This is a genomic window from Treponema denticola, assembly GCF_024181605.1.
In the GTDB taxonomy this organism is placed as follows: Bacteria; Spirochaetota; Spirochaetia; order Treponematales; family Treponemataceae; genus Treponema_B; species Treponema_B denticola_B.
In genome coordinates this window covers 983,559-1,007,902 of sequence record NZ_CP054477.1, presented here as the reverse complement: position 1 = coordinate 1,007,902, position 24,344 = coordinate 983,559, and the positions used below count along the sequence as shown (strand labels likewise).

The window sequence follows — 24,344 nt, the reverse complement described above, 5'->3', positions numbered from 1 at the left end:
CCTTTTAATTCTTTACGCAATTGCTTAAACACACCACAAAAAGGATTTCCGCTTTAATCGCTGTCCAATGGAGAAAATTATTTAAATGCTGGCAATTATTTCTTATTCTCATCTAAAAAATACTTTTTTTTCCTTCTATACCGTCATAACCTCTAATCGGAATCTTGTTCAACAATTAAATCATTATACCCTAATGCTGTATATTTTTCATACAGCATTTGCGGTGTACTCTGCAAAGTATTAAACCTACCTTTTTTTATACTATTGATATGCTTCTCCGCTAAAATAATCCGTTTATCAATCGTTTTATATTTTTTTAAATATGCATCTATTTTCCGCTGTGTTATTGTACAAAATGTATTTAAATCATCTTGGTTTAATAAATCATCGTTTATATAAAAATAATCAAATAATATCCATTCAATTATATTATAACCTTGATCTGCTTCTGTCACAGGGTACATATCAAATTGATTAAGATATGTAAATAATATCGGTATATTGGTTTCTAAATCTTCTGTAAGAATATTTGCGTAATCATACAAAAACAACCGCGGAAAATCACCATTGTCATATCTATATTCTTCTAATATTTTTTGAATCTTGGTGTGAGCAGATAATTTACGAAAAGCTTCTTGTTCATCAAGATGTAAATGCCGATATATGCCATTCGAATAATCATATATCCACCTTGTATCACTCATTGTAAAAGATAAATGCAATTCATTAAGCTTATTATTGAAATCGACTTCAACATTAAACAACCATAACTTTTTTGTTTTTGTATTATATATAAACCACCTTGCTGCTTTCTCATCACAAAAGCCATATATATATCCTCTTTTTACAATCCAGTCCAAGACCCCCTTTACAATACAACCTCTATCTTGTCCATATAAGTCACAACGATCTAATAAAATATTTTGATGCACCTCATATCCATGGGCAATTTTAGCTGTTAAAAAAAATATTTCAACCAAATGACTTGCCGTCATAGCAAGAGTAATTGCTAGGAGACAAATCACAATCTGTTTTTTTGTCATCCTAGTAATCTCCATTAATTTTTACAGTCCAAGTTTCAGTTATTTCATACGGTTTTCCATCGGGATTAAATTCTCCTGTTGTAACATTAAATGTATCGTATGGATCAGTAAATGTATCATGGAACGAATAAGTAATTGTTCCTTCAATATGCGTTGTTCCATTCTCATTTTTTGTAACAGTACCATCGAATTGACCGCTAACCGTTGCTCCTCCTATAGCAAATACAACCGATCCAAAATCATAAGTTCTTTCAAATTTTTCATCGGCTCCCCCACTCTTTAACTGATTAATAAATCTTGATTGAACACTACCCTTATTTTTTGTAAGTGCTGGATTCGATGCAACAGCTTTTTGAATCTTACTTGATAAACCAACTTGAGATAACGTAACATTTCTACCTCTTCCTGATTTATATAAATCATATAGGTCTGTTGATGAGAATTCTTTGGTATTGCCATTTGCTATTTGCTGATATAATTTGTCACCTTTATTTGAACTTGCAACATGATGCACGCCAATCATTAATAATAAAGCATTTACACCCCAAACAACAACAGCAGTAACTACTACAACAGATTCCCCATCAGGATCGGTATACTTAATCGGATTATTCCCTGCATAATGATAAACGTGAAGATTGACAGTATTAAACACTCCTCCCATTCCGGGTAAATTCTCGTTATGCTTCTTCGCCTCATCGTCAATGGGTGCTTTTGGTATGTAATCATTTAACGCAGGATCTCCAGATAGCCACCTCGAATATTTCGGATCAAGGTACCGCGCTCCGTAATAGTACAACCCCGTCTCTTCTTTTGAAAATATGCGGGCATCTCCTGCGTCGCTACGTAAAAATAAATGCTCGACGTATACCCGATACGCCTCCGCTTTATTTTTACTAGGCTCCTTGTATCTGCTCCACCTATTTCCAAAAGGCATGTCAGTGGGGCTGTTTAGTAATAGTTTTGTTTTGGCGGACTGCTCAATTTTGTTTTTTAGCATTACGAAGAAAACAAAATTGAACACCGCTCTTTTCAGGGCTACGCTGTCGCTTCGGTATCTTTCCGCAGAAATTGCTGCGGAAAGATGTACAGCAAAAGCAATTTGTATAAATTGCTTTTGCTCCCTTTCAATCGCTGTCCGGGGAATGAGAGAGTTAGGCTGTGGATAAAGACAAGTTTTTGTTTTCATTATTTTATCTATTTTCCTCTCAACGGTTTTATCAATTACTTGTTACTCTTTCCTTCAAGTTTTTTATTTTCTCACATAATACCATATTTCAACTATTTATACAATTTATTTTAATATCCTATAAATACTAAGTAAATCCGTATGTTCAACATCATTTCCTTCTTCATATATTTGCTTATGAAAGTTTAAAAATTGAGAAGCCTCATAATATGTCGGAAAAAGAAAAAAATTATTAAGATTCTCTTTGTATTTATAAAAAAAATCATATGAGGAAAAAATTATCTCATTGTATATTGAAGAAAAGGAATAATAATCAATATCAAGAATTCCTACATCAAATCCATAACATTTATTATTTATATTATGGTTTTGATCTACACAAATACAGTTAGAGTAAATACTTTCTCTATCCACTACAATCCCCTCAATACCTTTATAGGCTTGAAAAAAAACATCTAAATTAATATGTTTTATTTTTGCAATATTTAATAACTGTTTAGAGTAACCATTTACTATTTCATCACGTTCAATAATTATCTTGCAACTCATATTCACCAATTACTCACTAATTACAGAAATAGTTGCATTATCTTTTTTAGAAATATTTTATTATCAATGTGTAAGCCTTTCATTATACTACAATTGTCTCCTTAATGCATTTTCTGTTATTGGATCATTAGAAAATTCCCCAACACCTACCATCAAATGTTTTTTTCCATCCGGATCCACATAGTTAAAGGGAAGGAAAGACACTTTTGTCAGATAAAAGTTTCTTTACCTCGAAACGTTGTTGGTTGTTCCCCTTCCCTATGCCCTTCCTGTCTTCAAAACCGCTGTTTAAAAGGGCGGAGCGAACATCTTGCCCTTAAGAATTCCGAAGCCTTCTTATAGTTTTTATTATTACACAAAATATAAAAATAAGCAAGAGTCGGCAAAACAGCATATAACTTTCTAACTTAGAAGTCCATAGTTTTCCGCAGGTAGTTAATACCGCTTTCCCTGTCGCATAAATTAATTAAAAACATACCATGACTCCAATATTCAACTCAGCACATATCTTACATATCTCGGAAGAAAGTTCAAAAGCGTAATGATAATAAGTCTTTAGACATAATGTTATTTTACACCGTACCTTTTCTTTTTTTATAGATAGACACATATCAACAATATGTCTTTTATAAAAACTAATAGCCATATCAATTTCATTCTCTAAATAAGTATCCTCAGTTAACGAGAACTCATGTGCATAATAAACTACCCCATTATTTGGTATTGGCTGTTCAATGGAAACGGTTATAAAATCCAGAGCCTTATAATCTGTATTTTTAGAGACTATATTTTCACTCGCCATCAACATACTCAAACATAATGGTATACCTAAATCAGCACATTCATCTAAAATCCGTGGAGACAATTCAAATATATTTTCATTATGTATTTTATCCAGATAAACTTCATAGGTTACATTCCCGCCGCTTTGCAAAAATGATTCAAGTTTTTGTCTATCCTTCACTTTCGATTTAAAATATGTATTCAAATCACGAATGATAATATCATGATTATTCCCCTTTAGTATTTCAGGAACAACATCATAGCGAACATAAGATTCCCTGAAATTTCCGCATTTTTTACCGGAGGCTGAAACTCGTACTTCATTAACAGAGTGTTCAGCAGCTGCTTTAATATCAAAAATAAGTTTTATATCACGAGCAGGCAGTATCGGATGTCTTACTACAATTGCAATATCAAGTTTAAGCATACACCCCACCTATTTTACTGGTATTACTGGAAATCTTTAAGATTCTCTTCAACTTGTGCATTCCCTTTTCCATCCATCATTTACAATAATATATAGCCAAACTGTTTATTCTAACAGCACACAAAAATCAAGTTTCATCAAATATATGATCATATTTTTTATACCAAAAATAAGGCAATACATGTCGGCCCATTACATATAAAAACAATAAGCCTGTTAAAATCCATAACACTAATAAAATACTAACTACCATGTTAGTATAGTACCACCGTAAAACTGATACCTGAACATCTTCCATATTCTCTTTAGTAGTTAAATAATAATTACCATTTATAATATCTGCTGTATCAAAAAGTAAATTCTTACTAGCATAATATTTATCTGTTCTAGCCAGAATTACAAATATTATAGTCAATATTATAATACATATTCCAAATTTTTTCATAATCTTACGCCTTCAAAACCTCATAAAATCATTCTTATTTATTAATTCATATACTTTTTCCATAGACAAGTTATAATAAGCAATTACAAGATCTCCATTATCAAGAAACTTACTTTCTTTCAAATCAAAAAGTAAATATTTAATTGCAGTATTATCATAATTACGATTTATATAAAATATCTTTTTTCCTTTGAATATATCCAACACATAAACATCCTCTTCTCCTACAAGTGCATAGCTTCCGATAATATCTACATTTAAACTCTACCATACATAATATTGAGTTGTCAAGCTCTTGCATAAAATTATTTTTTTATTATAATAGCTTTCCATGAAATACATAGTTAACAATTCGCATGACCCCGAATATAATATGGCTTTTGAAGAGTATTGCTTTAGGAACCTTCCTTTGGAAAATGAGGAATATGTTTTTTTATGGAGTAACAGCCCCACTATTCTTTTAGGTAAAAATCAAAACACCTATCAGGAAATAAACGAAAAATATATAAACGAAAATGGTATAAAGGTTGTCAGACGCATTACGGGCGGAGGAGCCATCTATCAAGACCTCGAAAACTTAAACTTTTCTTTTGTTACAAAAACAAAGGGAAACGAAAAGATTGATTTTAAAAAATATTATATTCCGATTGTAAATGCTTTAAAAAAAATCGGAGTTGATGCAGAGCTTTCAGGCAGAAACGATGTTACGATTGAAGGGCAAAAATGTATAGGGGCGTCTCAGTCGGTTTGGCAGGGACGGGTTTTAAGTGACGGCTCCATTCTTTTTAATGTGGAAATGGAAGCCCTTTCCAAAGCCTTGACTGTCCGAAAAGAAAAACTTGAATCGAAAGGCGTAAAAAGTGTCCGCTCAAGGGTAACAAATATAAAACCATATTTAAAACGCGATATTACAGTTGACCAATTTAAAGACGAACTTTTAAAAGCAATCTTTGAAGTTGAAAACCAAGAGCCTGTAGAATATAAACTTTCGGAAGAAGAACTTAAAGGCGTTATGAAAATTTATGAGGAAAGATTTTCCCGTAAAGAATGGAATTACGGAGCCTCTCCAAAGGCAGAATATTCTCACTACGAGCGTTTTCCAATAGGCAGTATCGAAGTATTTTTTAATGTTGAAAACATGAAAATAAATTCTTTAAAAATTCACGGGGATTTTTTCGGTACAGCCGATAAGGCAGAACTAGAAGAACTTTTAAACGGCTGCGAGTATTCCGAAAATGTTTTAACAGAAAAACTTAGAAACACTGATTTAACACCCTACTTCGGAAATCTGGAAAAAAAAGATTTTATCGGAATGTTTTTTAAGTAAAAACTTTCAAATTAAAAAAGCACCGGTTTTTAATCGGTGCTTTTATTTTTAAAATCAATTTATTTTTTCTTTCTCTTTTCTTTTAAATTTCCTTTTTCGAGTAAGAGGGTTTTAGTAGGTATGTCGCATACTTCAAGGTCTCCGAAATATTGAATTGCTCCGGGAAATCGGTAAAGGGTTTCGACAGCCCACTTATCCCTATTTTTTTCATAGGTTTTAAAAGGTTTACCGTTTAGATCGACTACGGATTTTTTTATAACCGGAGTCATCTTACCCTTTCTTCTTTCCATATTCATCATCATGGAAAGAGGCACGCCGCAAGGAAGCCAATGTTCTACCTCATCAGTCAGGTTTTTAACCGAAGCTATATAACCTGAAAAGCCGTTAAGAGCCAATAAAAAGGCTGTAAAGCCCAAGGTATAACAATAGTCCGAATCAAAGTTTGAAGGAAAGGCAGAGCGCCCCTCATATCCGAAAAAATGAGCATAGGTACTGAATTTTCCGTTATATGTACCTTCCTTTTTCATCTCGGTTATTTTTCTGGTGACCAAATCTATCAAAAGCTTTTCAGTTTCAATGCGGGAAACTTGAACGTTTCCGTGGGGGTCTCTATCCATTAAAAGTTGTAAAGAAATGTTTTCGGGAAGGTTGTCAAAAAGAGCAAAGGCTTTTTTGGACAAGTGTTTTTGAAGCCAAGATTTTTTTCCTGCAAAGGTCTTTAGCTTTGAAAAGGCTGAAGTCTTTTCAGCCATAATATCATTTATTTCTTCAATCAATTCATCCATTTCAGGGATAAATTCTATAATTCCTTCCGGAACCAAAACAACCCCGAAGTTTTCGCCTTTTTGGGATCTTTTTACAATTATATCCACAATGTAATCCGTAACCTGCTGTAAGGTAACCTTTTTTTCGGCCAGTTCTTCACCGATTAAGCAGACATTGGGCTGGGTTTTTAAAGCACATTCAAGGGCTATGTGGCTTGCAGAGCGTCCCATGAGCTTTATAAAATGCCAATATTTACGTGCGGAATTTACGTCTCGGCAAATGTTTCCGATTAACTCCGAATAGAGTTTTGTTGCAGTATCAAAACCGAAGGACGTTTCGATGTATTGATTTTTTAAGTCGCCGTCTATTGTTTTTGGAACGCCTATAACCTTGGTATCTAATTTTGCCTGAATAAAGTATTTTGCCAAAAAAGCCGCATTTGTATTCGAATCATCTCCTCCGATTATGATAAGGGCATCCAGTTTTAATTTTTTTACGTTTTGAATAGAACTTTCAATCTGTTCCTCAGTTTCTATCTTTGTTCTTCCTGACCCGATTATGTCAAAGCCGCCCGTATTTCTGTACTTATCGATTAAGGCTTTTTTTATTTCGACATAACGCCCTTTTACCAAACCTTCAGGGCCTCTTAAAAATCCGTAAAGTTTGGAATTTGCATTACCTTTTTTTAGGGCATCAAAAAGACCGGAAATTACGTTGTGACCTCCGGGAGCCTGTCCCCCCGAAAGAATGACACCGAATTTTAAGGGCTTATGCTCTAGTTCCGATTTTCCCTTTACAAATCTTATAATGGGCATTCCGTAAGTATGTGGGAATATTTCTTTTAATTCCGCCTGATTAGATTGTGCGTGTGTAGCCTCTCCTATTTCCGGCTTAATCAAACTCAAAGGTTCCGCAAATACTTTTGGGATTTTCGGTTCGTAATTATAGCGCAATCTCTGCATTGTGGATTCATTCATTTTTATTCTCCCATAAAAATTAAAATTTAATGCGGCCGTTTAAACTCCTTGCAAGGGTTAAACGATCGGCATATTCCAAATCGCCTCCGACAGGTAAGCCTGAGGCAAGCCTCGTTATATTAACAGGCAGGTCCTGCAATATTTTTTGAATGTACAGGGCCGTAGTATCGCCTTCAATCGTAGGGTTGGTTGCAAGAATAACCTCTGTAATTCCGCCTTCATGAATACGTCTGATAAGCTCGCTTATATGTAATTGATCGGGGCCTATACCTTCAAGGGGAGCTATAAGTCCGCCCAGAACATGAAACAGACCTCGATATTCAGGGATTGAAGAAATTGTATTCACATCCTGAGGAAAGCCTACTACACAGATAGTTGCCCTATCCCTTGTTTCATCCGCACAAATAGAACAAGTCTCATCTTCGGTATAAGAACCGCATATAGTACAAGGATGAATTTTCTCGTGTAAGGTAGAAACAGCTTCCGCTAAACGCAAGGCATCCGCAGGCCCTTGTTTTAGAAGATGATAGGCGATGCGGGCAGCACTCTTATGACCTATACCGGGAAGGCGGGAAAATGAGTCTATAACGGAATCAATAGCATTCATCTAATTTAATACCTCTTTTAAAAAGGTAAACCGCCTGCAAAACTTGCAAGGGGCCCAAGTTTATTTTGTAAAAGTTCTTTTAATTTTGCCACTGCATCATTATGAGCAGCCCTGACTAAATCCTGAAGCATAGGAACATCACGATTATCTACAGCTATAGGATCAAGGAAGATAGATTCAACTTCAAAACTGCCTTTTAAACGGATTTTTACAAGACCTCCGCCCGATACACCTTCAACAACTTCTTGATCAAGGTCTGATTTAATATTAGCAATTTTTGCTTGAATTTCTTTTGCATTTTTCATAATATCAAAAGGATTCAATTTGTTACTCCTCATAAATACTTTTTTATTGTAAATAACTTCACCTAAGATTAACATTTTTTTATAAATAATACAAGTAAGCTATTTATAAATATTTTTACAAATTTTTTACATAAAAAGAACTGCGCTGAATCGGACTATAGCCGTTAAATCTAATTGCTTCTATATGTTTTTTTGTTCCATACCCCTTGTGTTTTTCATATCCGTATTCCGGATAAATCCAAGAGTAGCGTATCATCATTCTATCTCTTGCAGTCTTTGCTAAAATAGAAGCCGCCATAACCTCATAAACGGAATCATCAGCCTTTACGAGAGCCTTAATCGAAGAACAATTTTTAATATTGGGAATAAAGTTACCGTCAACAATAATATCCGGTTCTATAAATTTATCATTGTTTAATTTACAGAATTCTTGAAGTTTTAAATAAAGGCCTTCATAAGCTCTTTCCATTGCCAAAAAAGTTGCCTGCAAGATATTTATCTCATCTATTTCGTAATTGGATGCCCAGCCGATAGACCAAAGAACATTTGGGTCGGCATATATGGTTTTACGCACTTCTTCTCTTTTTTTTTCTGTCAGTTTTTTTGAATCTTTTAAAATTGAAAAATCAAAGCTGCTCGGAAGGATAACGGCAGCTGCCGTAACAGGGCCTGCAAGGGGACCTCTTCCCGCTTCATCTATACCGCATAACATTATGGTTCTCTCTCAATTGAATTTAAAAAACCTCTGACAATGGGTTTGAATTTAATATCCATTTTTGAATTTTTATTATACCAAACAGCGGTATCTTTATTTGCAGCCTCTTCAGGCAAACGGATAAGGTTAAGCCTTCCTAAAGATATTTCGGAATTCCAAGCCTCCAAAAACCTTGCAGTAAAATTCGGACTAAGAGAGGCGTTTAGATTATCAAGCTCAATAATCGAATTTGAAGCGGAAATCGCTGCAACCGAAAACCCTTTTCCTGTAAAATCAGTATTTTGAAAAACGGCTGAAGAGTTATTTAGGTTAAATATAAGGCAGTGCTTTGTCTGTTCCGAAATTATCTTAGTATCGGATATATCCAAATGAGAATAAACGGAATTTAAAATAGGGCCGCCTTCAAAAGCTTGAAGATTTACATTATTAAGTTTTATACTTGCATTATCCGCATAAATTATCGGAACCTCACGCGGTTCTTCAGTCCTTTCCCTTCTAAAAATCTTAAAGTTTTCAATTTCAAAATTCGCACCTATTACAACAAAACCTGAATTTTTAGAAAAATGAATTGAGGTCTTTTGACCTGCAGAGGTAATTTTTATATTTCTTGTAATAAGCACAGCTTCATTTAAAATACAATCACCTCTTACATATATTTTCCATTTTTCGGAACTTATCTTATTTTGTTGCAATAAAGATACCTTATTTATATAATCAACGGCTTCATAAATAGAGGAAAAAGGTTTTGATGGATTTCCATCGGGATTTTTGATCTTATAATTATTATCTACATATACGGCATTTCTATCTATTATAAATTCTTTATTGACATTTGCACTCTTATTACCGGCTTCATCCTTATTATAAATATTTACGGAATAAACCGTTTTTTCTCCTACAGAGCCGGTTAAAACAATTTCATCCTTTGAAGATGAAGTAAAAATAGGAGGTTCAATTTCCACTATTGTCTCAGCTGAAACCGATTTAATTTTTATTTTTACATCCGAATTTGTAGGCGATATGGGAGGGGTAAAAGAAACTTCAGGTTTTTCGGGAGGCAGCTTATCTATTGTAAATGATGTTTTAAACTCGCCATGAAAGAAGTCTTCATAGAAAGCTCTTATTTTAACATCAAAAAAACGTTCTTCTTTTATTCCTACATCAAAAATATAAGATGCATCTTTTTTAAATTGGGAAGAATTTTTATCGGGATAAATATAAGTATTGCCGTCACCTGTTTCAAAAAAATAAGTATAGCGCCCATCATCAAATTTAAGCTCAATATTTCTATTTACTGCTGTCTTGGGTACCGAGGATAAAACAGGTTTTTTAGGTAAAAATATTTTATTTACCTTTTCTTCTTTTGCTTTTACCCAGTAAAATATGGTATCTTGAGTTCTATCAATAAAAACAGGCCCGTCATAAATATTTACAAGTTGGGCAACATCTGTTGTTGAATCATCATTTGTTTTTTTGGTCAAATAATAAATAGGCACATCGGAATTAAATTCCAAAAAATACCAATTTAAAATATTGTACTCTAAATCTTTATCGGGCTCTTCATTTAAAGCGGGCTCAGGTATTTTAGGGGAAGGAAGGCCTGAGGGAGATACTTCATAGTTTATTATCTTCTCTGTAATATTCCCCGATTCGGATACGGCTTTTACTCTAAGCTCTATTTTTCCTTCTTTTTCAAGGTTGATAGGTTCCGTATATAAAAGACCGAAGTCCGAGGGATCGCTTCCATCAACGGAATATATAATTTGTGTTTTAGGAGGATGTTGAATTATAAGTTTTTGAGTCTCACTCCAAATACCCTCTTGAGGACTTAAAACATTTAAAAGTTTTTTTTCTTTCAAGGGCTCAATAATCAAATGAGAAGGTCTGCTCATTGAGCCTGATGATGTTTGTACCCAAACACAAAGCTCCGTTCCAAAATCAAAAAACGGTTTTTCGCCTTTTTTTAGTTTACCGCCTTTATACAGATTAGTATTGGGATTAAAAGATCTATAAAAAACGTAAGACTCTTCGCTTTCAGGATATTTTATATCAAGGTTTACACCGTCTTTTTTGTAATCTTGTTTTATTTCGAGTTCATCCAATTCATAGCAATTTAAATCTAAAGCAAACAAGCTAAACGCTGCTAGAATGAAACCTATTTTAAGAATGCTATAAATCTTAAGTTTTTTCAATTTATTATTCCTTTAAATACATTTTTCAAAACAGGATTTTTCGAATAATAGTTTTCTTCGAGTTCTTCATTAGAAAGACCGACTAATTCATGGCTCATATAATGAATCCATAAATTATCTTTTTCGGTATAAATATCATGCTTTCGGCACCAATAATCGGGATGATGCTCATATTGTTCTTTTTTATCATGAAAATATTTATAATCATGGACGGCAATTTTTATGTTTTCTCTTTTTAGCCCTTGTTTAATTAACTCATCGACGAGATAATTTATTGTAGCACCGGAATCGAAAATATCATCGACCAATAAAACAGAAGCATCGGCGGGTAGTTTGCTTGGCTGTAGCGTCCAACCGTCCAATACAATTTCCGAGTTATTATGAACACCTGAATACGAGTGAGCAACAACTGTTGAATACAGAATTTTCTTTTCATTTTTATAAGCTATTTTAAAAAATTCACTTATTACGTTTGCCAGATAGGCACCCCCTCTCATAGAGGCATAAATAACATCGGGAACGTATCCTTCATCATACATCTTTCTGGCGAGAATAAGTCCGTTGTCTCTTACCGTATTGTAATTTAAAAATTCTTTCATAAAATCCTCGTGATATTAGAAGATTATATCATTTTACGGCATATTTTTCAATATATTTTTCGGTTATTTTTTTAGCAAAGAATCTATGTATTCGATAGTTTTATGAGCTGTGGTCTCCCAATTATATTGTTTTACCCAGCCAAAACCTTTTTCTATCATTTCTTTTCTTTTTGCCGTATTTTTATCGCAATCGACTAAAGAAGAAATAGCTTCTGCAATCTCCTCCGGTTTTTTTGAATTAAAAAACAGAGCCGAATCCCCTGCAACTTCAGGAAGCGCTCCGGCCCTTGCACAAGCAACAGGAACACCGCAGGCCATGGCCTCAATAACCGGTAAGCCGACCCCTTCTATCATCGAAGGAAAGACGCAAAGGTCTGCCGATGAATAAAGTTGAGGAAGACTTTCATGAGGAAAATAACCTGTAAGCAAAATATCCGAAGAAAACCCTGATTGTATTACCGCATTATGAACAGCTTCGGAATTATTTCCATCAGAGCCTGCAATAACGAGACGATGAGGAGAACCTGTTTGTTTTTTAAACATGGCAAAAGCCTTTATTAATTCTACATGGCATTTTTGCTCATGAGTCATTCGGGAGGCATAAATTATATAAGGTCTTTGAATTGCAAAGGGCTGTATTAAAACCCTGTCTTCATCATTTGTAATAGGCTTAAAAAGAGAGCCGTCAATACCATTATATATTACTTTTATATCTGATGAGTTTACCCCAAACTGTGATAAATCGTTTTGAATATATTTTGTAGGACTTATAAGGCCTGAGGCATTTTTAAGCGTACGTTTTAAGCCCATCTTTGCAATAGCTCCAAGGTCTGCAGACAAAAGACTTTGAATAACCAAAATAGAAGGCACTGTAAAAATAGGAGGTAAAAGCTCTACTCCTGCAGGGTAAATTACGGCATCATATCTTTGTTTTTTTATAAAAGAGTTTAAGTTTTTAAAATGCCAAATTTTTTCCGAAAGTTTTGTATCGGAAATATCTATACCTGTAAAAGAAACATAATCTATGTCGGATGTATATGTATACTTATCAAGTTCGGGACCGAAAAGCTCGAATTCGTAATCATTTTTAGGCAAATTTTTTACAATAGACAGTATATAAGAGCCTATGCCTGAGCGGCCGTGATCACATCCGAATGCATCAACTCCAATTTTCAAAACAAATTCCTCCGAACGGGAATAATTATATCATAAATGATAATTTTATTCTACAAGTACCTATTTTATTGGCCTGCAGCTTTTTTTAATAAAAGACCTTCTCCGGCCTTATTATGCTCGCTTATGGTTTTTGTAAACACATGTTTTCCCGTATCCGGATCTATCAGTCTAAAATAAAAATAATCCGTATTTGCGGGATTACAGGCAGCATTTAAGGCCGTAAATCCGGGGTTAGAAATAGGCCCCGGCGGAAGACCTTCATGGATGTAGGTATTGTAAGGACTTTGAATTTCCAAGTCTTCATAAAAAAGTCTGGTAGGATGCTTTTTATTTTTGATTTCGGTAATTATGTATTCAACGGTTGCACATGATTGAAGTCCCATATTTATTTTAAGGCGGTTAGTAAAAACGCTTGAAATTATAGGAGCTTCTTCAGGAAGCTGATACTCCCTTTCAATAATGCTGGCCAAAATCACCTTTTTATAGATTTCGTTAAAATCTTTAGGAAAATTCGGAATAGATGAAGTTTTTTCAAAAAAAGTTTTTATAATCATTTTTACCATCATCTCAGGAGTATCCTCTTCTCCGAAAAAATAGGTATCGGGATATAAAAAGCCCTCGGCTGTTTTTGCCTTAATTCCGTTTTTTTCTAAAAAATCTGAATCGGACGTTATCGCAATAAAGTCTTCAGCTTTTATAAGACCTACATTTTCAAAAACTTGAGCCGTTTTTTTTAGACTTAAACCCTCAGGGATTGTAAGTTTTTTAAGGGCTTGCGAACCTTCGGTGAGTTTATGCAAAATATCATGGGTGGTCATTTCAGGCTTTATTTGATAGGTTCCGGCTTTTAAATTAAGTTTTTTAAGCCTAAGATAGGCATAAGCATAAAGCTCAGAGCGTATAAGATTTTTAGCTTTTAACTCACCGATAACCGTTTTTGCAGCAGTACCGCGCGGTATTTTAAATGTTACAATCGGCTCTGAAAATTCTAAAGGGGGATTATTAAGCGACAAAACAAAAAATGTAATACCGGCAAGAAAGCCAGCTATACACAATATTATTATGACAATCTTTGATTTATTTTTCATATAAAAAATTCCTTTTTTCATTATAAGGCGGCTTGTTCAAAAAAAGCCTCTGCTTCTCCTATAGTCATCCTTCCATAAACATATGATTCAGCGAAATCGGATAAGGGTTCTAAAACTCTGGGAATAGAGTCGGCATTTTTTCTGAGGTATAAAGCCAGCTGTTTTAATTCGTTATCGGAAAACAAATATGATACTGATTCGGTTTCACTCATATTAAAAATGACCTGCCTTCTTGAGCAATAAAAATTTCGATGTCGGGAGCACGGGAACAATCCCTGTACCAGTCGGCTGTTTGTTTGAGCGAAAATACTTTTTTATCCTGATAGGTAGGCTCATGATGAAAAAGAGCAATACTTTTTATATTCCAACCGGCTGCAAAATCTATGGCTACGGAAAAAGTCGAGTGCCCCCACCCTTCTTTTAAAATTGAATCGGTAAGGGTATACTGTGCATCAATTATCAGCATCTCGGCATCGGTATAAAATTCGGCATTTTGTTCATTCCTTTCAAAATCCCTAGGACGAAGCTCCGTATCTGTAGAATAAATTATTTTTTTTCCTTTTTCGATTACCGAATAGGCCGTACATCCTCCCGGATGGCGTACTCGGTGCCAGCCTATCTTAGTATCGCCTATCTCAACATATTTTTGATCGGGCTCGATATATTTAAACTCAAAAGAAGCGCCGAATCCGTCTTCGCCTAACATCGAAATAGGAAAATACGGGTACTTCATCTGATCTTCTAAAAATTCTTTTGCTTTTTTTCGGGTACTGTAAACAATTATCTTGTTTTTGGGGTCATAGGCGGGATTAAAAAAAGGAAGACCTTGAATATGATCCCAATGAAAATGTGAAAAAAATAAATGGTAGGTCGTATTTTTTCCGTAGTCCGGCCTCTTCATCAAATCGATTCCTAACTCCCTTATTCCTGTTCCTGCATCAAAAATAAGGTGCTCACCGTCATCGGTTTCGACTTCAACACAGGAGGTATTGGAGCCTATTGTACCAAAGAGCCATTTAGGAAGAGAGGCTAAAAACCTTTCCCTTGAGTCCTGACTTTCGATGTCTTTTAGAGTTATCCTTTGAACTACAGCAGCAATCTTACTTTGAACTTGTGCCGGTGTAAGCGGAGCCGGAAGCGACCCTCTAACACCCCAAAATTTTACAAGCATAAATACTCCAAAAATTCTTCCTTAAGATTTTAATCTACTCTCCGTTTAATACAAGGTTCAGCTTTTCTCCTTGTAAGAATCTTTTCAATTTTTTCGGCAGAATAAAATTCGCCCTTTCCCATACCGGGACAATATTGGGCATTTATATCCCACATATCCTTTGAACTTAAAATCGAATTCCAAAAAGGAAAATCCGAGCATTGACGGGGTCTGGCAGTATAGGCCTTACATCCGTCATCCCAAAGTATACAGTCATAATTGAGCTTTTCTTTTAAGGACAGGTACTCAAAACCGTCATCCTTAGGAACCCAGCGGCAATACACTTTTATAAATTCATCTTTAGGCATAATTGCCCATTCCAACAATCTCGAAAGATCATGTTCGGATAAAAACACAAATCCCGGATCAAATCGGCAGCAGGCCGAACACCTTGTACATGAAAAATTTAAACCGCTTTTCCAGAATTGCTTATCCATAGTCAATAGTATAAAACAAAAAAGGGATTGTTTCAAGCTCTTTTTATCAAAAGACTTAAAACAATCCCTAAAAATGGGGAGTCAAGGATTCGGACCTTGGAAGGCATAGCCAACAGATTTACAGTCTGCCCCCTTTGACCGCTCGGGAAACTCCCCATAAAAAGCCAACTTAGGGATTCGAACCCTAGACCCCGAGATTACAAATCACGTGCTCTGGACCAGCTGAGCTAAGTTGGCATAGACAACAAAAGCGAGTCTACTCGATATGCCGGATTTTGTCAAGAGGTTTTACTCAGAATTCAGATAATTTTTCCTTAATTTTTTATAAATCTTATTTCTCCATCAGAACCGGCATATAAAAGATATTCCGTATCGGGTTTAAAGTTTCGTAAATTTACGGTTTTTATCCTTGCATAAGAAAAAACTTTTAGAAGATATGGAGAAAAAACTGCATATTCATAAAGGCCCTTTATAAGCTCTCTTTCTTCTTTTGAAAAAAAAGAGTAATCATAAATTGCAGGATAGTCATTTAGGTTATAATAATCAAAAAGTTTTACGCCGGTACCGTACTTTGACTCATTCGAAAAAAGGCGGTAAGGAAATACTATTGAGCCTGATTCAAAGGTAAAAACTATACATTCAAGATTAAGCTCCCAGCCATGCCAGGCTCTTTCGTAACTGTTTATAAGATTTCCGCTCGGTGTAAAAAAAGAAATAACGGCGCTCACCGTTTCCGTATTTTGTCCGAATGTTTTTATCATCGTTCCTGTACTATAAATACTTAAATTTGTTTTAGACAGTTTTTGTTTGATAGAACCTAATTTATAATTATAAAGTTCCACTGCCCCAAAGATTAAAAAAAACAAAAGAGAAACGGATAAAAAAATAATTAAAACTCTTTTTTTTCTCTTTAACAAGGCTATACCTTCCCAATAAGATTTAAAAAAGCCTCTTCGGTTATGATTGCTATTCCCAATTCTTGGGCTTTTTTGTTTTTAGATGAACCCGAATCGGGTGTATTGGTTACAAGATAACTTAAGCCCTTTACAACGGAAGATTTTACCGTTCCGCCTTTTTCTTTTACCAAGGCCTCAGCTTGAGCCCTCTTCATCGTGTTAAGTTCCCCTGTAAAACAAAAACTTAAGCCCTTTAAAACAGCCCCCTCTTCCGATGTAAGGGGAGCTTTAATTTTTATATAACCCTTATCTATCAATCCGGTCATTTCATCTTTTAAGACCGAAAGGTTTGTTACTAAGGTACGGGATAGGACCTGCCCGAACTGATAAACATTTGCAAAGTCGGCTTCCGAGGCTGCAAGGATTTTATCCAAATCATCAAAACCCGCTTCTTCAAGCTTTTCGACCATTGTTTCACCGATTCCCTCAATATCGAAGCCGGCAATAAATTCGGTTAAGCTTATTTCTTTTTTGGAATGGAGGGCCTTATAGACCTTTTCGGCAGATAGCTTTCCCATACGGTCTAAGCCTGCTAATTCTTCAACAGTGAGAGTATATAAGTCGGTGATTGAATTAATACGCCCCATCTCAAAAAGTCTTTTTATGAGGGTTATACCGAAATCCCTTATATCGAGAACGCTTATCCATTTTTCGATTCGGTGATGGATAAGTTTAGGGCAGCTCATGTTGGGGCAATAAAGCCTTGTACCCTCATTGGTAAGAGGGGTACCGCATACGGAACATGTATCAGGATATTCTATTTCTTTAACATTAGGAGGATTTTCTGCAAGAGCTTCTATCTTAGGGATTATCTCCCCCCTCTTGGTTACCACTACCCTGCTTCCGATTTTTAAGTTTAGAGCCTTGATTATGTTCGGGTTTGCAAGGCTTGCTCTTTTTACCGTAGTACCGGCAAGGCGTACAGGCTCGATAAGGGCTATGGGGGTATAGGTAGCCCCCGACTCGCTCCATTCGATTTCTTTTAGGACGGTAACCGCTTCTTCCAAGCTGAACTTAAAAGCTATCTGTTTTTCTGGGCGGGCTCTTTTCATGTCCTCGGGATCGATTGTATCGTTTTTGATTACGAGGCCGTCTATGTCATAGTCCAATGAAGGGCGGATATCCATAACATGAGCCCTATATTCTATTACCTCATCAATGCTTTTACAGTATTTTACTTCAACACAATTAAAGCCCGCTTCTTTAAGCCAGACGAGTTTTTCGGACTCATTTTTAAAGGGGGCATCTCCCGTAAATGGATTGCCTATACTTCCTTGAACGGCATCATAGGCAAAAAGGTTTAAGTGCTCACACAATTCCCCGTTCTTTTTTTTCATAAGCCCGTTGGCGGCATTTCGGCAATTAGCCTTATCCTTAAAGTATTTTTTGTGAATGGAACGGAGCATTATAACCTCGCACCTTATTCCGCCTGAAAAGGGTTTTGCCCCATCGGCTGCGGCAGGCCCCATATTTACAGTAATATCTTTTATCAGCCCTTTCATTTTAAGCACATTCTCGGTTATATCGTCCCCGATTTTTCCGTCACCTCTTGTAACGGCACGCACAAAATGTCCTTCTTCGTATTGAAGCTCAAGGCTTGCCCCGTCCATTTTATATTGCACGATATATTCTTTAAATGGCATCTTTAAGGCCCAAGCTTCAAATGAAGGCGGATCGGCAGCCTTTTCTTGACTTCCCATAGGAATAATATGCTCCGACTTTGCAAAACCGTCGGTAGACTCCAGCGGAACCGTAAAAAAAAGTTTATTTTGAGGATCCAGTGCTTTTAATTCATCCCAAAGAGCATCGAATTCCGCATCCGAAATTTCAGGTTGGGCATTATAATAAAGGTCTTGATGTTTTTTTATAATCTTTTCAAGGTCTAAAATTCTTTTTTCTTTTGCCATAATTTTGCTCCAAAATTTTTATAGCATTCTTATTTTACCAAAAAAGAAGAATTTGGGCAATTACCAAATATAGATTGTCAATTTTCCATTTTTGTGATATATTGTGAAAAGATGATGGAATTAAAAAATAGGCTTGAACATATCGAAAAAACTCTCGATTGTTTTTTGCCTGAAAAAATAACTTCTTCCTGGATTTCTCAAAGTTTCGGCGAATTAGCTTACGGCTTGCCGGACGGCTTTTTTTTGAATATCATCAATCCTGTAAGGGATTTGGTAAAACGCGGAGGAAAAAGGTGGAGACCCCTTCTATGCGTTCTTTCATGCGAACTTGCAGAAGGCGATCCCGAAAGAGCCTACCCCCTTACCCCCCTCATCGAATTTTGTCATACGGCAAGCCTCGTCCATGACGATATAGAGGATAAATCCGATACCCGCAGAGGGGCTCCTGCGGCTCACATAAAATACGGGCTTGATACGGCTTTAAATTCCGCCTCATGGCTTTATTTTGAAGCCCTTAATCCCCTGATAAATTATGAAGTTTCAGAATCCGTAAGGGCCGAAATATACTCGTTTTACTCGCAAAATTTAAGAAGGCTTCATTTAGGGCAGTCTATGGACATAGGCTGGCATTCAAATCCCGATATAATTCCGTCAGTCGACGAATACATAACTATGATAAGCCTAAAAACGGGCTCTCTTGCAAAGTTGGCAGGAGAATTAGGCTTTATAGCTGCCGGTAAACCTATAAATGAGGTTATAGAATACGGAAAACTTATGACCGATATGGGTATAGGTTTTCAGATCTTGGACGATGTAAAAAATATTACCGAAGGCAACGCCGGTAAAAGGCGGGGCGATGACATAGTTGAAGGCAAAAAAAGCCTTCCTCTAATTTTTTATATTGAAGAAAATCCTGAAGGTACCGAAAAAATAAAGCTTTTATTTAAACAGGCTGCAAAGGAAGGCATAGAATCTCCAGCAGTCGAAGCCTCGATTTCGGCTATTTGTTCTTCAAAGGCTGTAAAAAGGGCAGAAGATTACGGCAAAAAAATTGTAGAAGCTTCATTGATAAAGCTTCAAAATAATTACAAACAAAACGAAGCAAAAGAACTTATCTTCGATTTGTTTAACACGATATTGAGGTAGAAAATGCAAGAATCGGCTCAATTTTTTAATGATACGGGAGTGAGCATGTCTATGCAGGGCTTTCACAATGAAGCTATAGCCTGCTTAAAAAAAGGGCTTGCCCTTGAACCCGATAACAGCCTGATGTGGCTCAACCTAGGTTTGAGCTACTATGCCGCTAAAAGACAAAACGACAGTAAGTTTGCTCTTTTTCAGTCCTTAAAATACAATCCCTATGAGGCTGACGCTTGGGATTCATTAGGGCTTGTTTTATTTGAAACGGGAGACATCGATCAGGCAGAAAGAGCCTTTGAAAGCGCTATAAAACTGGAGCCCGAAAACGGAAGGGTTTGGAATAATTACGGAACGGTTTTATTTAATAAAGAAAACTATAGGGCTGCACGGAGAGCCTTTGAATCGGCCGTTACACTTGACCCTGAAATGGGGGATGCGGTTTTTAACTTGCGTGATACCTATCTTGAATTGGGAATGAATGATTTGGCTGAAAGATGCAATAAAATTTTAAAAGAAATGGATTATCAAGAATAAATAATGAATATTTTATATATTGCCGAAATTACAGGCAAGGCCGGTGTATGGCTTGTAAAAACACAACTTTCAAATTTAAAAGAAAAATATAAGGCCGATTTTGTTATTGCTAATGCAAATTCGGCTACGGGCTCGGGTGGGCTTGGAAAACAGCATGCCGTCTACTTAAAAAAACTCGGTATCGACTGTATCACTTCAGGAGATTTAATCTTTCAAAAAAAAGACTTGGTAGATGACCTTCCTAAAACGCCCCATGTGCTACGCCCCTTTAATTTGCCGTCGGAATCTCCCGGCAACGGATGGAAGATTTTTAATTTAAAACCGAACAAAAAAATAGCCGTCGTTTCAGTCATCGGCAGAATAGGACATCACAAAATAATGGCTGAAAACCCCTTTACTGAAACCGAAAAACTTGTTTCCAGATTAAAAGAAGAAGCGGATATCATCTTTGTAGATTTTTCCTCTTTTGCAACTGCCGAAAAACAAGCCCTAGGCTTTTTGCTTTCAGGCAAGGTTTCAGCCCTGATCGGATCGGGAACAAGGGTGCAGACAGCCGATGAGTGTATTTTAGAAAATAAAACCGCCTACATAACGGATGCAGGCAGAACAGGAAGCCTTAATTCAGTCGGCGGATATGCGATTGAAGATAAAATAAGGGAATACCGTACCTGCCTTCCCGATTTCGGAAAAGACGCTTGGGCACGCCCCGTCCTTCAAGGCCTTTTTATCAAAACCGATGATGAGGGGAACGCAATAGAAATAAAAAGAATTTTTGAGGAGTCGGAACTTTGCAAAGATACGGAATAGTTACGTCAGTGTGGACTGATAAAAACAATGTAGAAAAGATAAACATAGATTTGGATAATTCAAAGACCGAAAATGCCTGCTCCATAAAACAAAAAGATTGTTATGCGGTAAAAAGCTGTGCAACTTGCGGAGGCTGCGGTTTTGCCGGTAAAAACAAGGAAAAGGGGCTTTTGGCAGTCAGCGGAAATAAGATTACTGCTTTAAACAATAGCGGAAAAAATTTAAAAAAAGGAGACTTCGTTATTGTAGAAATTAAGGAAACCCAAACACGGATTCAAACCCTCTCTTCTGTTATTATTCCCTTACTTTTAGCCTTTGTTTTCAGTTTGAGCTCCTACCTTATTTTTTACACAGAAAAAGCCATTGTAGGAGGGCTTTTTTTAGGGCTTTTAACAGGAACTGCCCTAGCCTTTTTATTAAAAAATAAAATGGGAGATAGGGCCCTGCCTCAAATAATAAGCAGCCTATAGACAGCCTGTCAGCAGACTAGACCATTACGACTTATCTTAAGGATTGAATACTCCGGGTTGGGGAGCCCTGATTCTGACCAAGGCTGTAAAGGCATCAGCGTTCAAACTCATAAATTGCTCTATTGAAGTTTCTTTTCCGCTTTCGTAAACATCAATATGAAAATTACCGAAAACGTCAAAATAAGGGAAAAAGGCCGCAATATGATGATATTGCCTAAGAGGCGGACTTCCTTTTTCCGGGCTTGCAGCCTGGCTTACAGTCCGGCTTACCGCTCCTAAATAAAAATGCCCCGGCTCGCTTATGGCAAGGTAATAAAGGAGAGCTTGTAAATAAGAAGTCTGATAACCCGCTGTTTTTTCATATCCCTTAAATGAAGCAAAATCTTCTTTTATATTCTTTTGCTTTATGGGAGGCACAAGAGCAAAGGGTTCAATCGTAACATCAACGCCGGAACCTATGGGCTTTACAGTACGTTTTACGTTTAAACTTAAAGCTGCAGCCGCAAGATTACGTATCCACTCAAGGCCGAAATGGAGTTCTCTTTCTTTGTAAGGCTTGGTAAAATAAGTGTCAGGCACATCGGTTTCGGTTTTAAGGCTCTTAATAAAGATACCCTGCCCTGCTATCGGCCGAATCATTCCGTCCACTATCCATTTGGCAAAACCTGAACAGTTTACGCCGCCCTTTACGTCTTTAAGTCTTTGATCGGGCCGAATGGCTTTTACAATATCATCTTCAGTCTGAGGCCTTCCGTCCATTAAATGGACAGGCTTACCGAATTCGTCAAAGGCTCCGTCTTCCACATAAACCAAGGTCTTTAACCTTTCCCGAATTGTATCTGATGCCGCTTCAACACCGTTATAAAAAATAGGCGGATTAAAGATGTCCCAAGGAAGCATATCCTTTGTAATGTCCCTTAGTTTTAAAAGAGGCAAATAATATAAATTTTCAAAAGGAATACCTACGGAAATATCTTTTCTGACATAAGTATTAAAAAGACAAATACTTATAAAAGATTTATTTTTTGATGATGAAGGCCTTATGCTTAAATAAAGTTCAGGATTTTCACGCGGATAAATCTTAATACATTCGGGTGCTCCCGTTTCATAATTCCGGTATAAAATCCATGTCCCTTGCGGAACCTTTTCGAGGTTTGAAAACTCGGTATCGATGGGGCTTATAACTACGGCAAGAAGCTTTTTCTCTTTTAGATATACCGATCTTATTTTAAAAAGGTTTCCGGCCGAATCCGCGTCAATGTGTAAATGCCGGGAGGCAATTTCTTCAGGAGCCGCTAAAAGCCATGATTTTGCAATATCCCTTCTAACCAAAGCGGAATCGGGCACTCTATCTAAAGGAACCAGAGGAATCAGCCCATCATCAACCTTTAAAAATTTGCTGTCATAAGACTCCTTAATATCATCATCAGAATAAACGGAAAAAAAAGAAAGAGAAAAAAACAAAATAAAAATATATTTTTTAAAGTTTATGTTACACCTGCCCATGTTCATAGTATCGGTTAAATTGATAGGGAACTTAACTTACTTGAAAGGATATGGAAACATTGCCTGCCGCATCCCTTCCCGCCTGTCAATACAGGCGGAAAGAAGCATTTTTAAAATCTATTTGTACTCATCCTTTACATAAGAATCGGGTGAGTTTTTTCTTTGTTCCATTAAAGTTTTAAACCAGTCGGGGGCATTCGATAAATCGACCATGCCGGGGAGCTTTTTTTGATAGATATTTAAAAAATCTGCACAATAAAGAAGCCATAGAACGTTACCGTTTTCACCGGCTATTGAAGCAAAAAAACTCCTTTGTTTATCTTTAGTTTTTAATACTTTTTCCATTCTGGTCCAAAAAATATCTTTATATCCCATCTCTTCCTTGGTGTAGTCAAAAATATTTTCAGCTTTTAAAAACTTATTGGGAACCAATATCATTTTACCGTCTTTAGAAAAGGCAATTTTATTAACATCACTACCCCAGTCATAACAACTTATATGATAATCTTCAGGAAGTAAAAGCTCATATTTTGCATTTACAAAGTCGGAAGTTCCTTTAATATAGTCCTTATTTATATCTCCGCTTCTAGGAGTAGCCCTCATCCAATATGTTTTTTTTATTATCTCGCCGGAATTATCTGCAAAACTAACTTTAAACTTATAAGGTCTAAGATTTTGCAAATCCTTAAACACATATTTAGTACTTCCGTCAGTAATTGTTATTTTTTTACGATTCATATACTCATCATGATACCATTCAATAATAACACCTTTTAAATATTTATTTGTAGTCCATGAAACAACGACTTCCTTGTTTCCGGCTCTTACCTTTGCATTTAATGTATTAATGCTAAAATCTTTTTCGGTTTTACCGTAATTAGGAACGGTTTTGCGGTATGCCAATACTTCTTTAAACCAGTCCGGTGCATTTGTCATATCTACCATTGAAGGAGCCTTATCTTCATAAACATTGATAAAATCTGCAAGGTATAAAATATAAAGAACATTACCTCCCCAATCATTAGTCTCAGCAGCCTGAAAAGGCCATTGTTTTTTATTTGCGTTTAAGACCTTATTCATTCGATACCATAATTTGTTACCGGAATTTGAATTTAACCCTTCAATTTCTTTTTCATCAAAGTCAAAAACTTTTTCGGCTTCTTGATAAGATACGGGAAGCATAAGCCTTT

Annotated in this window: 25 protein-coding genes and 2 tRNA genes; 5 read left to right on the top strand and 22 right to left on the bottom strand. The window is 36.0% G+C overall.

All coding sequences use genetic code 11. The features are described 5' to 3' along the window. Positions 1–152 precede the first annotated feature (152 nt). The 5 genes from E4N80_RS04500 to E4N80_RS04480 all read right to left on the bottom strand — a co-directional run bounded on the left by E4N80_RS04500 (position 153) and on the right by E4N80_RS04480 (position 4,436). Positions 153–1,043 carry a hypothetical protein gene (locus E4N80_RS04500; RefSeq protein WP_253700677.1) on the bottom strand — a complete coding sequence of 297 codons (891 nt, stop codon included), beginning with the start codon at positions 1,041–1,043 and terminating at the stop codon, positions 153–155. A gap of 1 nt (position 1,044) precedes the next feature. Then, positions 1,045–2,232, bottom strand: coding sequence for an RHS repeat-associated core domain-containing protein (locus tag E4N80_RS04495; protein ID WP_253700676.1), 1,188 nt, complete (start codon positions 2,230–2,232; stop codon positions 1,045–1,047). 105 nt (positions 2,233–2,337) lie between these two features. Continuing rightward, a complete protein-coding gene (locus E4N80_RS04490; protein ID WP_010697351.1) occupies positions 2,338–2,781 on the bottom strand; it encodes a hypothetical protein in 444 nt (147 codons plus the stop codon). Between the two features lie 466 nt (positions 2,782–3,247). Beyond that, positions 3,248–3,991, bottom strand: a complete 744-nt coding sequence (locus E4N80_RS04485) for a hypothetical protein (RefSeq protein WP_253700675.1) — start codon at positions 3,989–3,991, stop codon at positions 3,248–3,250. A 127-nt stretch (positions 3,992–4,118) separates the two neighbouring features. After that, positions 4,119–4,436 carry a hypothetical protein gene (locus E4N80_RS04480; RefSeq protein ID WP_253700674.1) on the bottom strand — a complete coding sequence of 106 codons (318 nt, stop codon included), beginning with the start codon at positions 4,434–4,436 and terminating at the stop codon, positions 4,119–4,121. A 331-nt stretch (positions 4,437–4,767) separates the two neighbouring features. Here E4N80_RS04480 and lplA point away from each other — a divergent pair, with 331 nt between their 5' ends. Then, on the top strand, positions 4,768–5,763 hold the full coding sequence (gene lplA / locus E4N80_RS04475; protein WP_010697342.1) for a lipoate--protein ligase: 996 nt from the start codon (positions 4,768–4,770) through the stop codon (positions 5,761–5,763). Between the two features lie 59 nt (positions 5,764–5,822). Here the strand turns inward: lplA and E4N80_RS04470 are convergent, their stop codons facing one another. From E4N80_RS04470 to ligA, 15 genes are all read right to left on the bottom strand, one after another. Beyond that, positions 5,823–7,505, bottom strand: a complete 1,683-nt coding sequence (locus tag E4N80_RS04470) for a diphosphate--fructose-6-phosphate 1-phosphotransferase (protein WP_253700673.1) — start codon at positions 7,503–7,505, stop codon at positions 5,823–5,825. 19 nt (positions 7,506–7,524) lie between these two features. After that, positions 7,525–8,112: a recombination mediator RecR gene (gene recR, locus E4N80_RS04465; RefSeq protein WP_253700672.1), complete on the bottom strand. Its 588-nt coding sequence runs from the start codon at positions 8,110–8,112 to the stop codon at positions 7,525–7,527. Positions 8,113–8,129: 17 nt separating this feature from the next. Then, entirely contained in the window at positions 8,130–8,435 is a 306-nt protein-coding gene (locus E4N80_RS04460; RefSeq protein ID WP_253700671.1) for a YbaB/EbfC family nucleoid-associated protein, read from the bottom strand. Between the two features lie 97 nt (positions 8,436–8,532). After that, positions 8,533–9,129 carry a ribonuclease HII gene (gene rnhB / locus E4N80_RS04455; RefSeq protein WP_253700670.1) on the bottom strand — a complete coding sequence of 199 codons (597 nt, stop codon included), beginning with the start codon at positions 9,127–9,129 and terminating at the stop codon, positions 8,533–8,535. After that, the gene (locus tag E4N80_RS04450; protein WP_253700669.1) at positions 9,129–11,324 is read right to left on the bottom strand and encodes a chitobiase/beta-hexosaminidase C-terminal domain-containing protein; all 2,196 of its coding nucleotides are present in this window, start codon (positions 11,322–11,324) and stop codon (positions 9,129–9,131) included. Before E4N80_RS04450 ends, rnhB begins: the two co-directional genes overlap by 1 nt. Continuing rightward, positions 11,321–11,923, bottom strand: coding sequence for a phosphoribosyltransferase (locus E4N80_RS04445; RefSeq protein WP_253700668.1), 603 nt, complete (start codon positions 11,921–11,923; stop codon positions 11,321–11,323). Before E4N80_RS04445 ends, E4N80_RS04450 begins: the two co-directional genes overlap by 4 nt. Positions 11,924–11,986: 63 nt before the next feature. Then, positions 11,987–13,099 (bottom strand): glycosyltransferase family 4 protein, encoded by a 1,113-nt coding sequence (locus E4N80_RS04440; RefSeq protein WP_253700667.1) that lies wholly within the window; start codon positions 13,097–13,099, stop codon positions 11,987–11,989. A gap of 65 nt (positions 13,100–13,164) precedes the next feature. Beyond that, positions 13,165–14,187: an endolytic transglycosylase MltG gene (gene mltG / locus E4N80_RS04435; protein WP_253700666.1), complete on the bottom strand. Its 1,023-nt coding sequence runs from the start codon at positions 14,185–14,187 to the stop codon at positions 13,165–13,167. Between the two features lie 20 nt (positions 14,188–14,207). After that, a complete protein-coding gene (locus E4N80_RS04430; protein ID WP_010697328.1) occupies positions 14,208–14,399 on the bottom strand; it encodes a hypothetical protein in 192 nt (63 codons plus the stop codon). Beyond that, positions 14,396–15,358, bottom strand: coding sequence for an MBL fold metallo-hydrolase (locus E4N80_RS04425; RefSeq protein WP_253700665.1), 963 nt, complete (start codon positions 15,356–15,358; stop codon positions 14,396–14,398). Before E4N80_RS04425 ends, E4N80_RS04430 begins: the two co-directional genes overlap by 4 nt. 29 nt (positions 15,359–15,387) lie before the next feature. Next, positions 15,388–15,834 carry a YkgJ family cysteine cluster protein gene (locus E4N80_RS04420; protein ID WP_253700664.1) on the bottom strand — a complete coding sequence of 149 codons (447 nt, stop codon included), beginning with the start codon at positions 15,832–15,834 and terminating at the stop codon, positions 15,388–15,390. 74 nt (positions 15,835–15,908) lie between these two features. Continuing rightward, positions 15,909–15,990, bottom strand: a tRNA-Tyr gene (locus tag E4N80_RS04415). A gap of 6 nt (positions 15,991–15,996) precedes the next feature. Then, positions 15,997–16,071, bottom strand: a tRNA-Thr gene (locus tag E4N80_RS04410). 77 nt (positions 16,072–16,148) lie between these two features. Next, positions 16,149–16,751 carry a hypothetical protein gene (locus E4N80_RS04405; protein ID WP_253700663.1) on the bottom strand — a complete coding sequence of 201 codons (603 nt, stop codon included), beginning with the start codon at positions 16,749–16,751 and terminating at the stop codon, positions 16,149–16,151. A gap of 2 nt (positions 16,752–16,753) precedes the next feature. Continuing rightward, a complete protein-coding gene (gene ligA, locus E4N80_RS04400) occupies positions 16,754–18,697 on the bottom strand; it encodes an NAD-dependent DNA ligase LigA (protein ID WP_253700662.1) in 1,944 nt (647 codons plus the stop codon). 111 nt (positions 18,698–18,808) lie between these two features. Between ligA and E4N80_RS04395 the strand changes: the two genes are divergently transcribed. From E4N80_RS04395 to E4N80_RS04380, 4 genes are read left to right on the top strand one after another with little or no spacing between them, the layout of a single operon-like run. Continuing rightward, positions 18,809–19,843 carry a polyprenyl synthetase family protein gene (locus E4N80_RS04395; protein ID WP_253700661.1) on the top strand — a complete coding sequence of 345 codons (1,035 nt, stop codon included), beginning with the start codon at positions 18,809–18,811 and terminating at the stop codon, positions 19,841–19,843. A 3-nt stretch (positions 19,844–19,846) separates the two neighbouring features. Next, positions 19,847–20,371, top strand: a complete 525-nt coding sequence (locus tag E4N80_RS04390) for a tetratricopeptide repeat protein (RefSeq protein WP_002671188.1) — start codon at positions 19,847–19,849, stop codon at positions 20,369–20,371. A 3-nt stretch (positions 20,372–20,374) separates the two neighbouring features. Further along, positions 20,375–21,178, top strand: coding sequence for a TIGR00282 family metallophosphoesterase (locus E4N80_RS04385; protein WP_002679190.1), 804 nt, complete (start codon positions 20,375–20,377; stop codon positions 21,176–21,178). Continuing rightward, positions 21,160–21,648, top strand: a complete 489-nt coding sequence (locus E4N80_RS04380; protein ID WP_253700660.1) for a SoxR reducing system RseC family protein — start codon at positions 21,160–21,162, stop codon at positions 21,646–21,648. The genes E4N80_RS04385 and E4N80_RS04380 overlap by 19 nt, the downstream gene beginning before the upstream one ends. Before the next feature lie 36 nt (positions 21,649–21,684). Here E4N80_RS04380 and E4N80_RS04375 read toward each other — a convergent pair whose 3' ends face one another. Both E4N80_RS04375 and E4N80_RS04370 read right to left on the bottom strand, forming a co-directional pair. Further along, positions 21,685–23,160 (bottom strand): DUF8515 domain-containing protein, encoded by a 1,476-nt coding sequence (locus tag E4N80_RS04375; RefSeq protein WP_366797209.1) that lies wholly within the window; start codon positions 23,158–23,160, stop codon positions 21,685–21,687. 111 nt (positions 23,161–23,271) lie between these two features. Then, the gene (locus tag E4N80_RS04370) at positions 23,272–24,336 is read right to left on the bottom strand and encodes a hypothetical protein (protein WP_253700658.1); all 1,065 of its coding nucleotides are present in this window, start codon (positions 24,334–24,336) and stop codon (positions 23,272–23,274) included. Positions 24,337–24,344: the final 8 nt, after the last annotated feature.

What these genes read in the sequence shown, in the direction of transcription:
- lplA (WP_010697342.1), top strand. Translation starts at nt 4,768, where the DNA reads ATGAAATACATAGTTAACAATTCGCATGACCCCGAATATAATATGGCT.
- E4N80_RS04420 (WP_253700664.1), bottom strand. Translation starts at nt 15,834, where the DNA reads ATGGATAAGCAATTCTGGAAAAGCGGTTTAAATTTTTCATGTACAAGG.
- rnhB (WP_253700670.1), bottom strand. Translation starts at nt 9,129, where the DNA reads ATGTTATGCGGTATAGATGAAGCGGGAAGAGGTCCCCTTGCAGGCCCT.
- E4N80_RS04375 (WP_366797209.1), bottom strand. Translation starts at nt 23,160, where the DNA reads ATGAACATGGGCAGGTGTAACATAAACTTTAAAAAATATATTTTTATT.
- recR (WP_253700672.1), bottom strand. Translation starts at nt 8,112, where the DNA reads ATGAATGCTATTGATTCCGTTATAGACTCATTTTCCCGCCTTCCCGGT.
- E4N80_RS04370 (WP_253700658.1), bottom strand. Translation starts at nt 24,336, where the DNA reads ATGCTTCCCGTATCTTATCAAGAAGCCGAAAAAGTTTTTGACTTTGAT.
- E4N80_RS04470 (WP_253700673.1), bottom strand. Translation starts at nt 7,505, where the DNA reads ATGAATGAATCCACAATGCAGAGATTGCGCTATAATTACGAACCGAAA.
- E4N80_RS04495 (WP_253700676.1), bottom strand. Translation starts at nt 2,232, where the DNA reads ATGAAAACAAAAACTTGTCTTTATCCACAGCCTAACTCTCTCATTCCC.
- ligA (WP_253700662.1), bottom strand. Translation starts at nt 18,697, where the DNA reads ATGGCAAAAGAAAAAAGAATTTTAGACCTTGAAAAGATTATAAAAAAA.
- E4N80_RS04480 (WP_253700674.1), bottom strand. Translation starts at nt 4,436, where the DNA reads ATGAAAAAATTTGGAATATGTATTATAATATTGACTATAATATTTGTA.
- E4N80_RS04490 (WP_010697351.1), bottom strand. Translation starts at nt 2,781, where the DNA reads ATGAGTTGCAAGATAATTATTGAACGTGATGAAATAGTAAATGGTTAC.
- E4N80_RS04395 (WP_253700661.1), top strand. Translation starts at nt 18,809, where the DNA reads ATGATGGAATTAAAAAATAGGCTTGAACATATCGAAAAAACTCTCGAT.
- E4N80_RS04385 (WP_002679190.1), top strand. Translation starts at nt 20,375, where the DNA reads ATGAATATTTTATATATTGCCGAAATTACAGGCAAGGCCGGTGTATGG.
- mltG (WP_253700666.1), bottom strand. Translation starts at nt 14,187, where the DNA reads ATGAAAAATAAATCAAAGATTGTCATAATAATATTGTGTATAGCTGGC.
- E4N80_RS04445 (WP_253700668.1), bottom strand. Translation starts at nt 11,923, where the DNA reads ATGAAAGAATTTTTAAATTACAATACGGTAAGAGACAACGGACTTATT.
- E4N80_RS04390 (WP_002671188.1), top strand. Translation starts at nt 19,847, where the DNA reads ATGCAAGAATCGGCTCAATTTTTTAATGATACGGGAGTGAGCATGTCT.
- E4N80_RS04430 (WP_010697328.1), bottom strand. Translation starts at nt 14,399, where the DNA reads ATGAGTGAAACCGAATCAGTATCATATTTGTTTTCCGATAACGAATTA.
- E4N80_RS04485 (WP_253700675.1), bottom strand. Translation starts at nt 3,991, where the DNA reads ATGCTTAAACTTGATATTGCAATTGTAGTAAGACATCCGATACTGCCT.
- E4N80_RS04500 (WP_253700677.1), bottom strand. Translation starts at nt 1,043, where the DNA reads ATGACAAAAAAACAGATTGTGATTTGTCTCCTAGCAATTACTCTTGCT.
- E4N80_RS04425 (WP_253700665.1), bottom strand. Translation starts at nt 15,358, where the DNA reads ATGCTTGTAAAATTTTGGGGTGTTAGAGGGTCGCTTCCGGCTCCGCTT.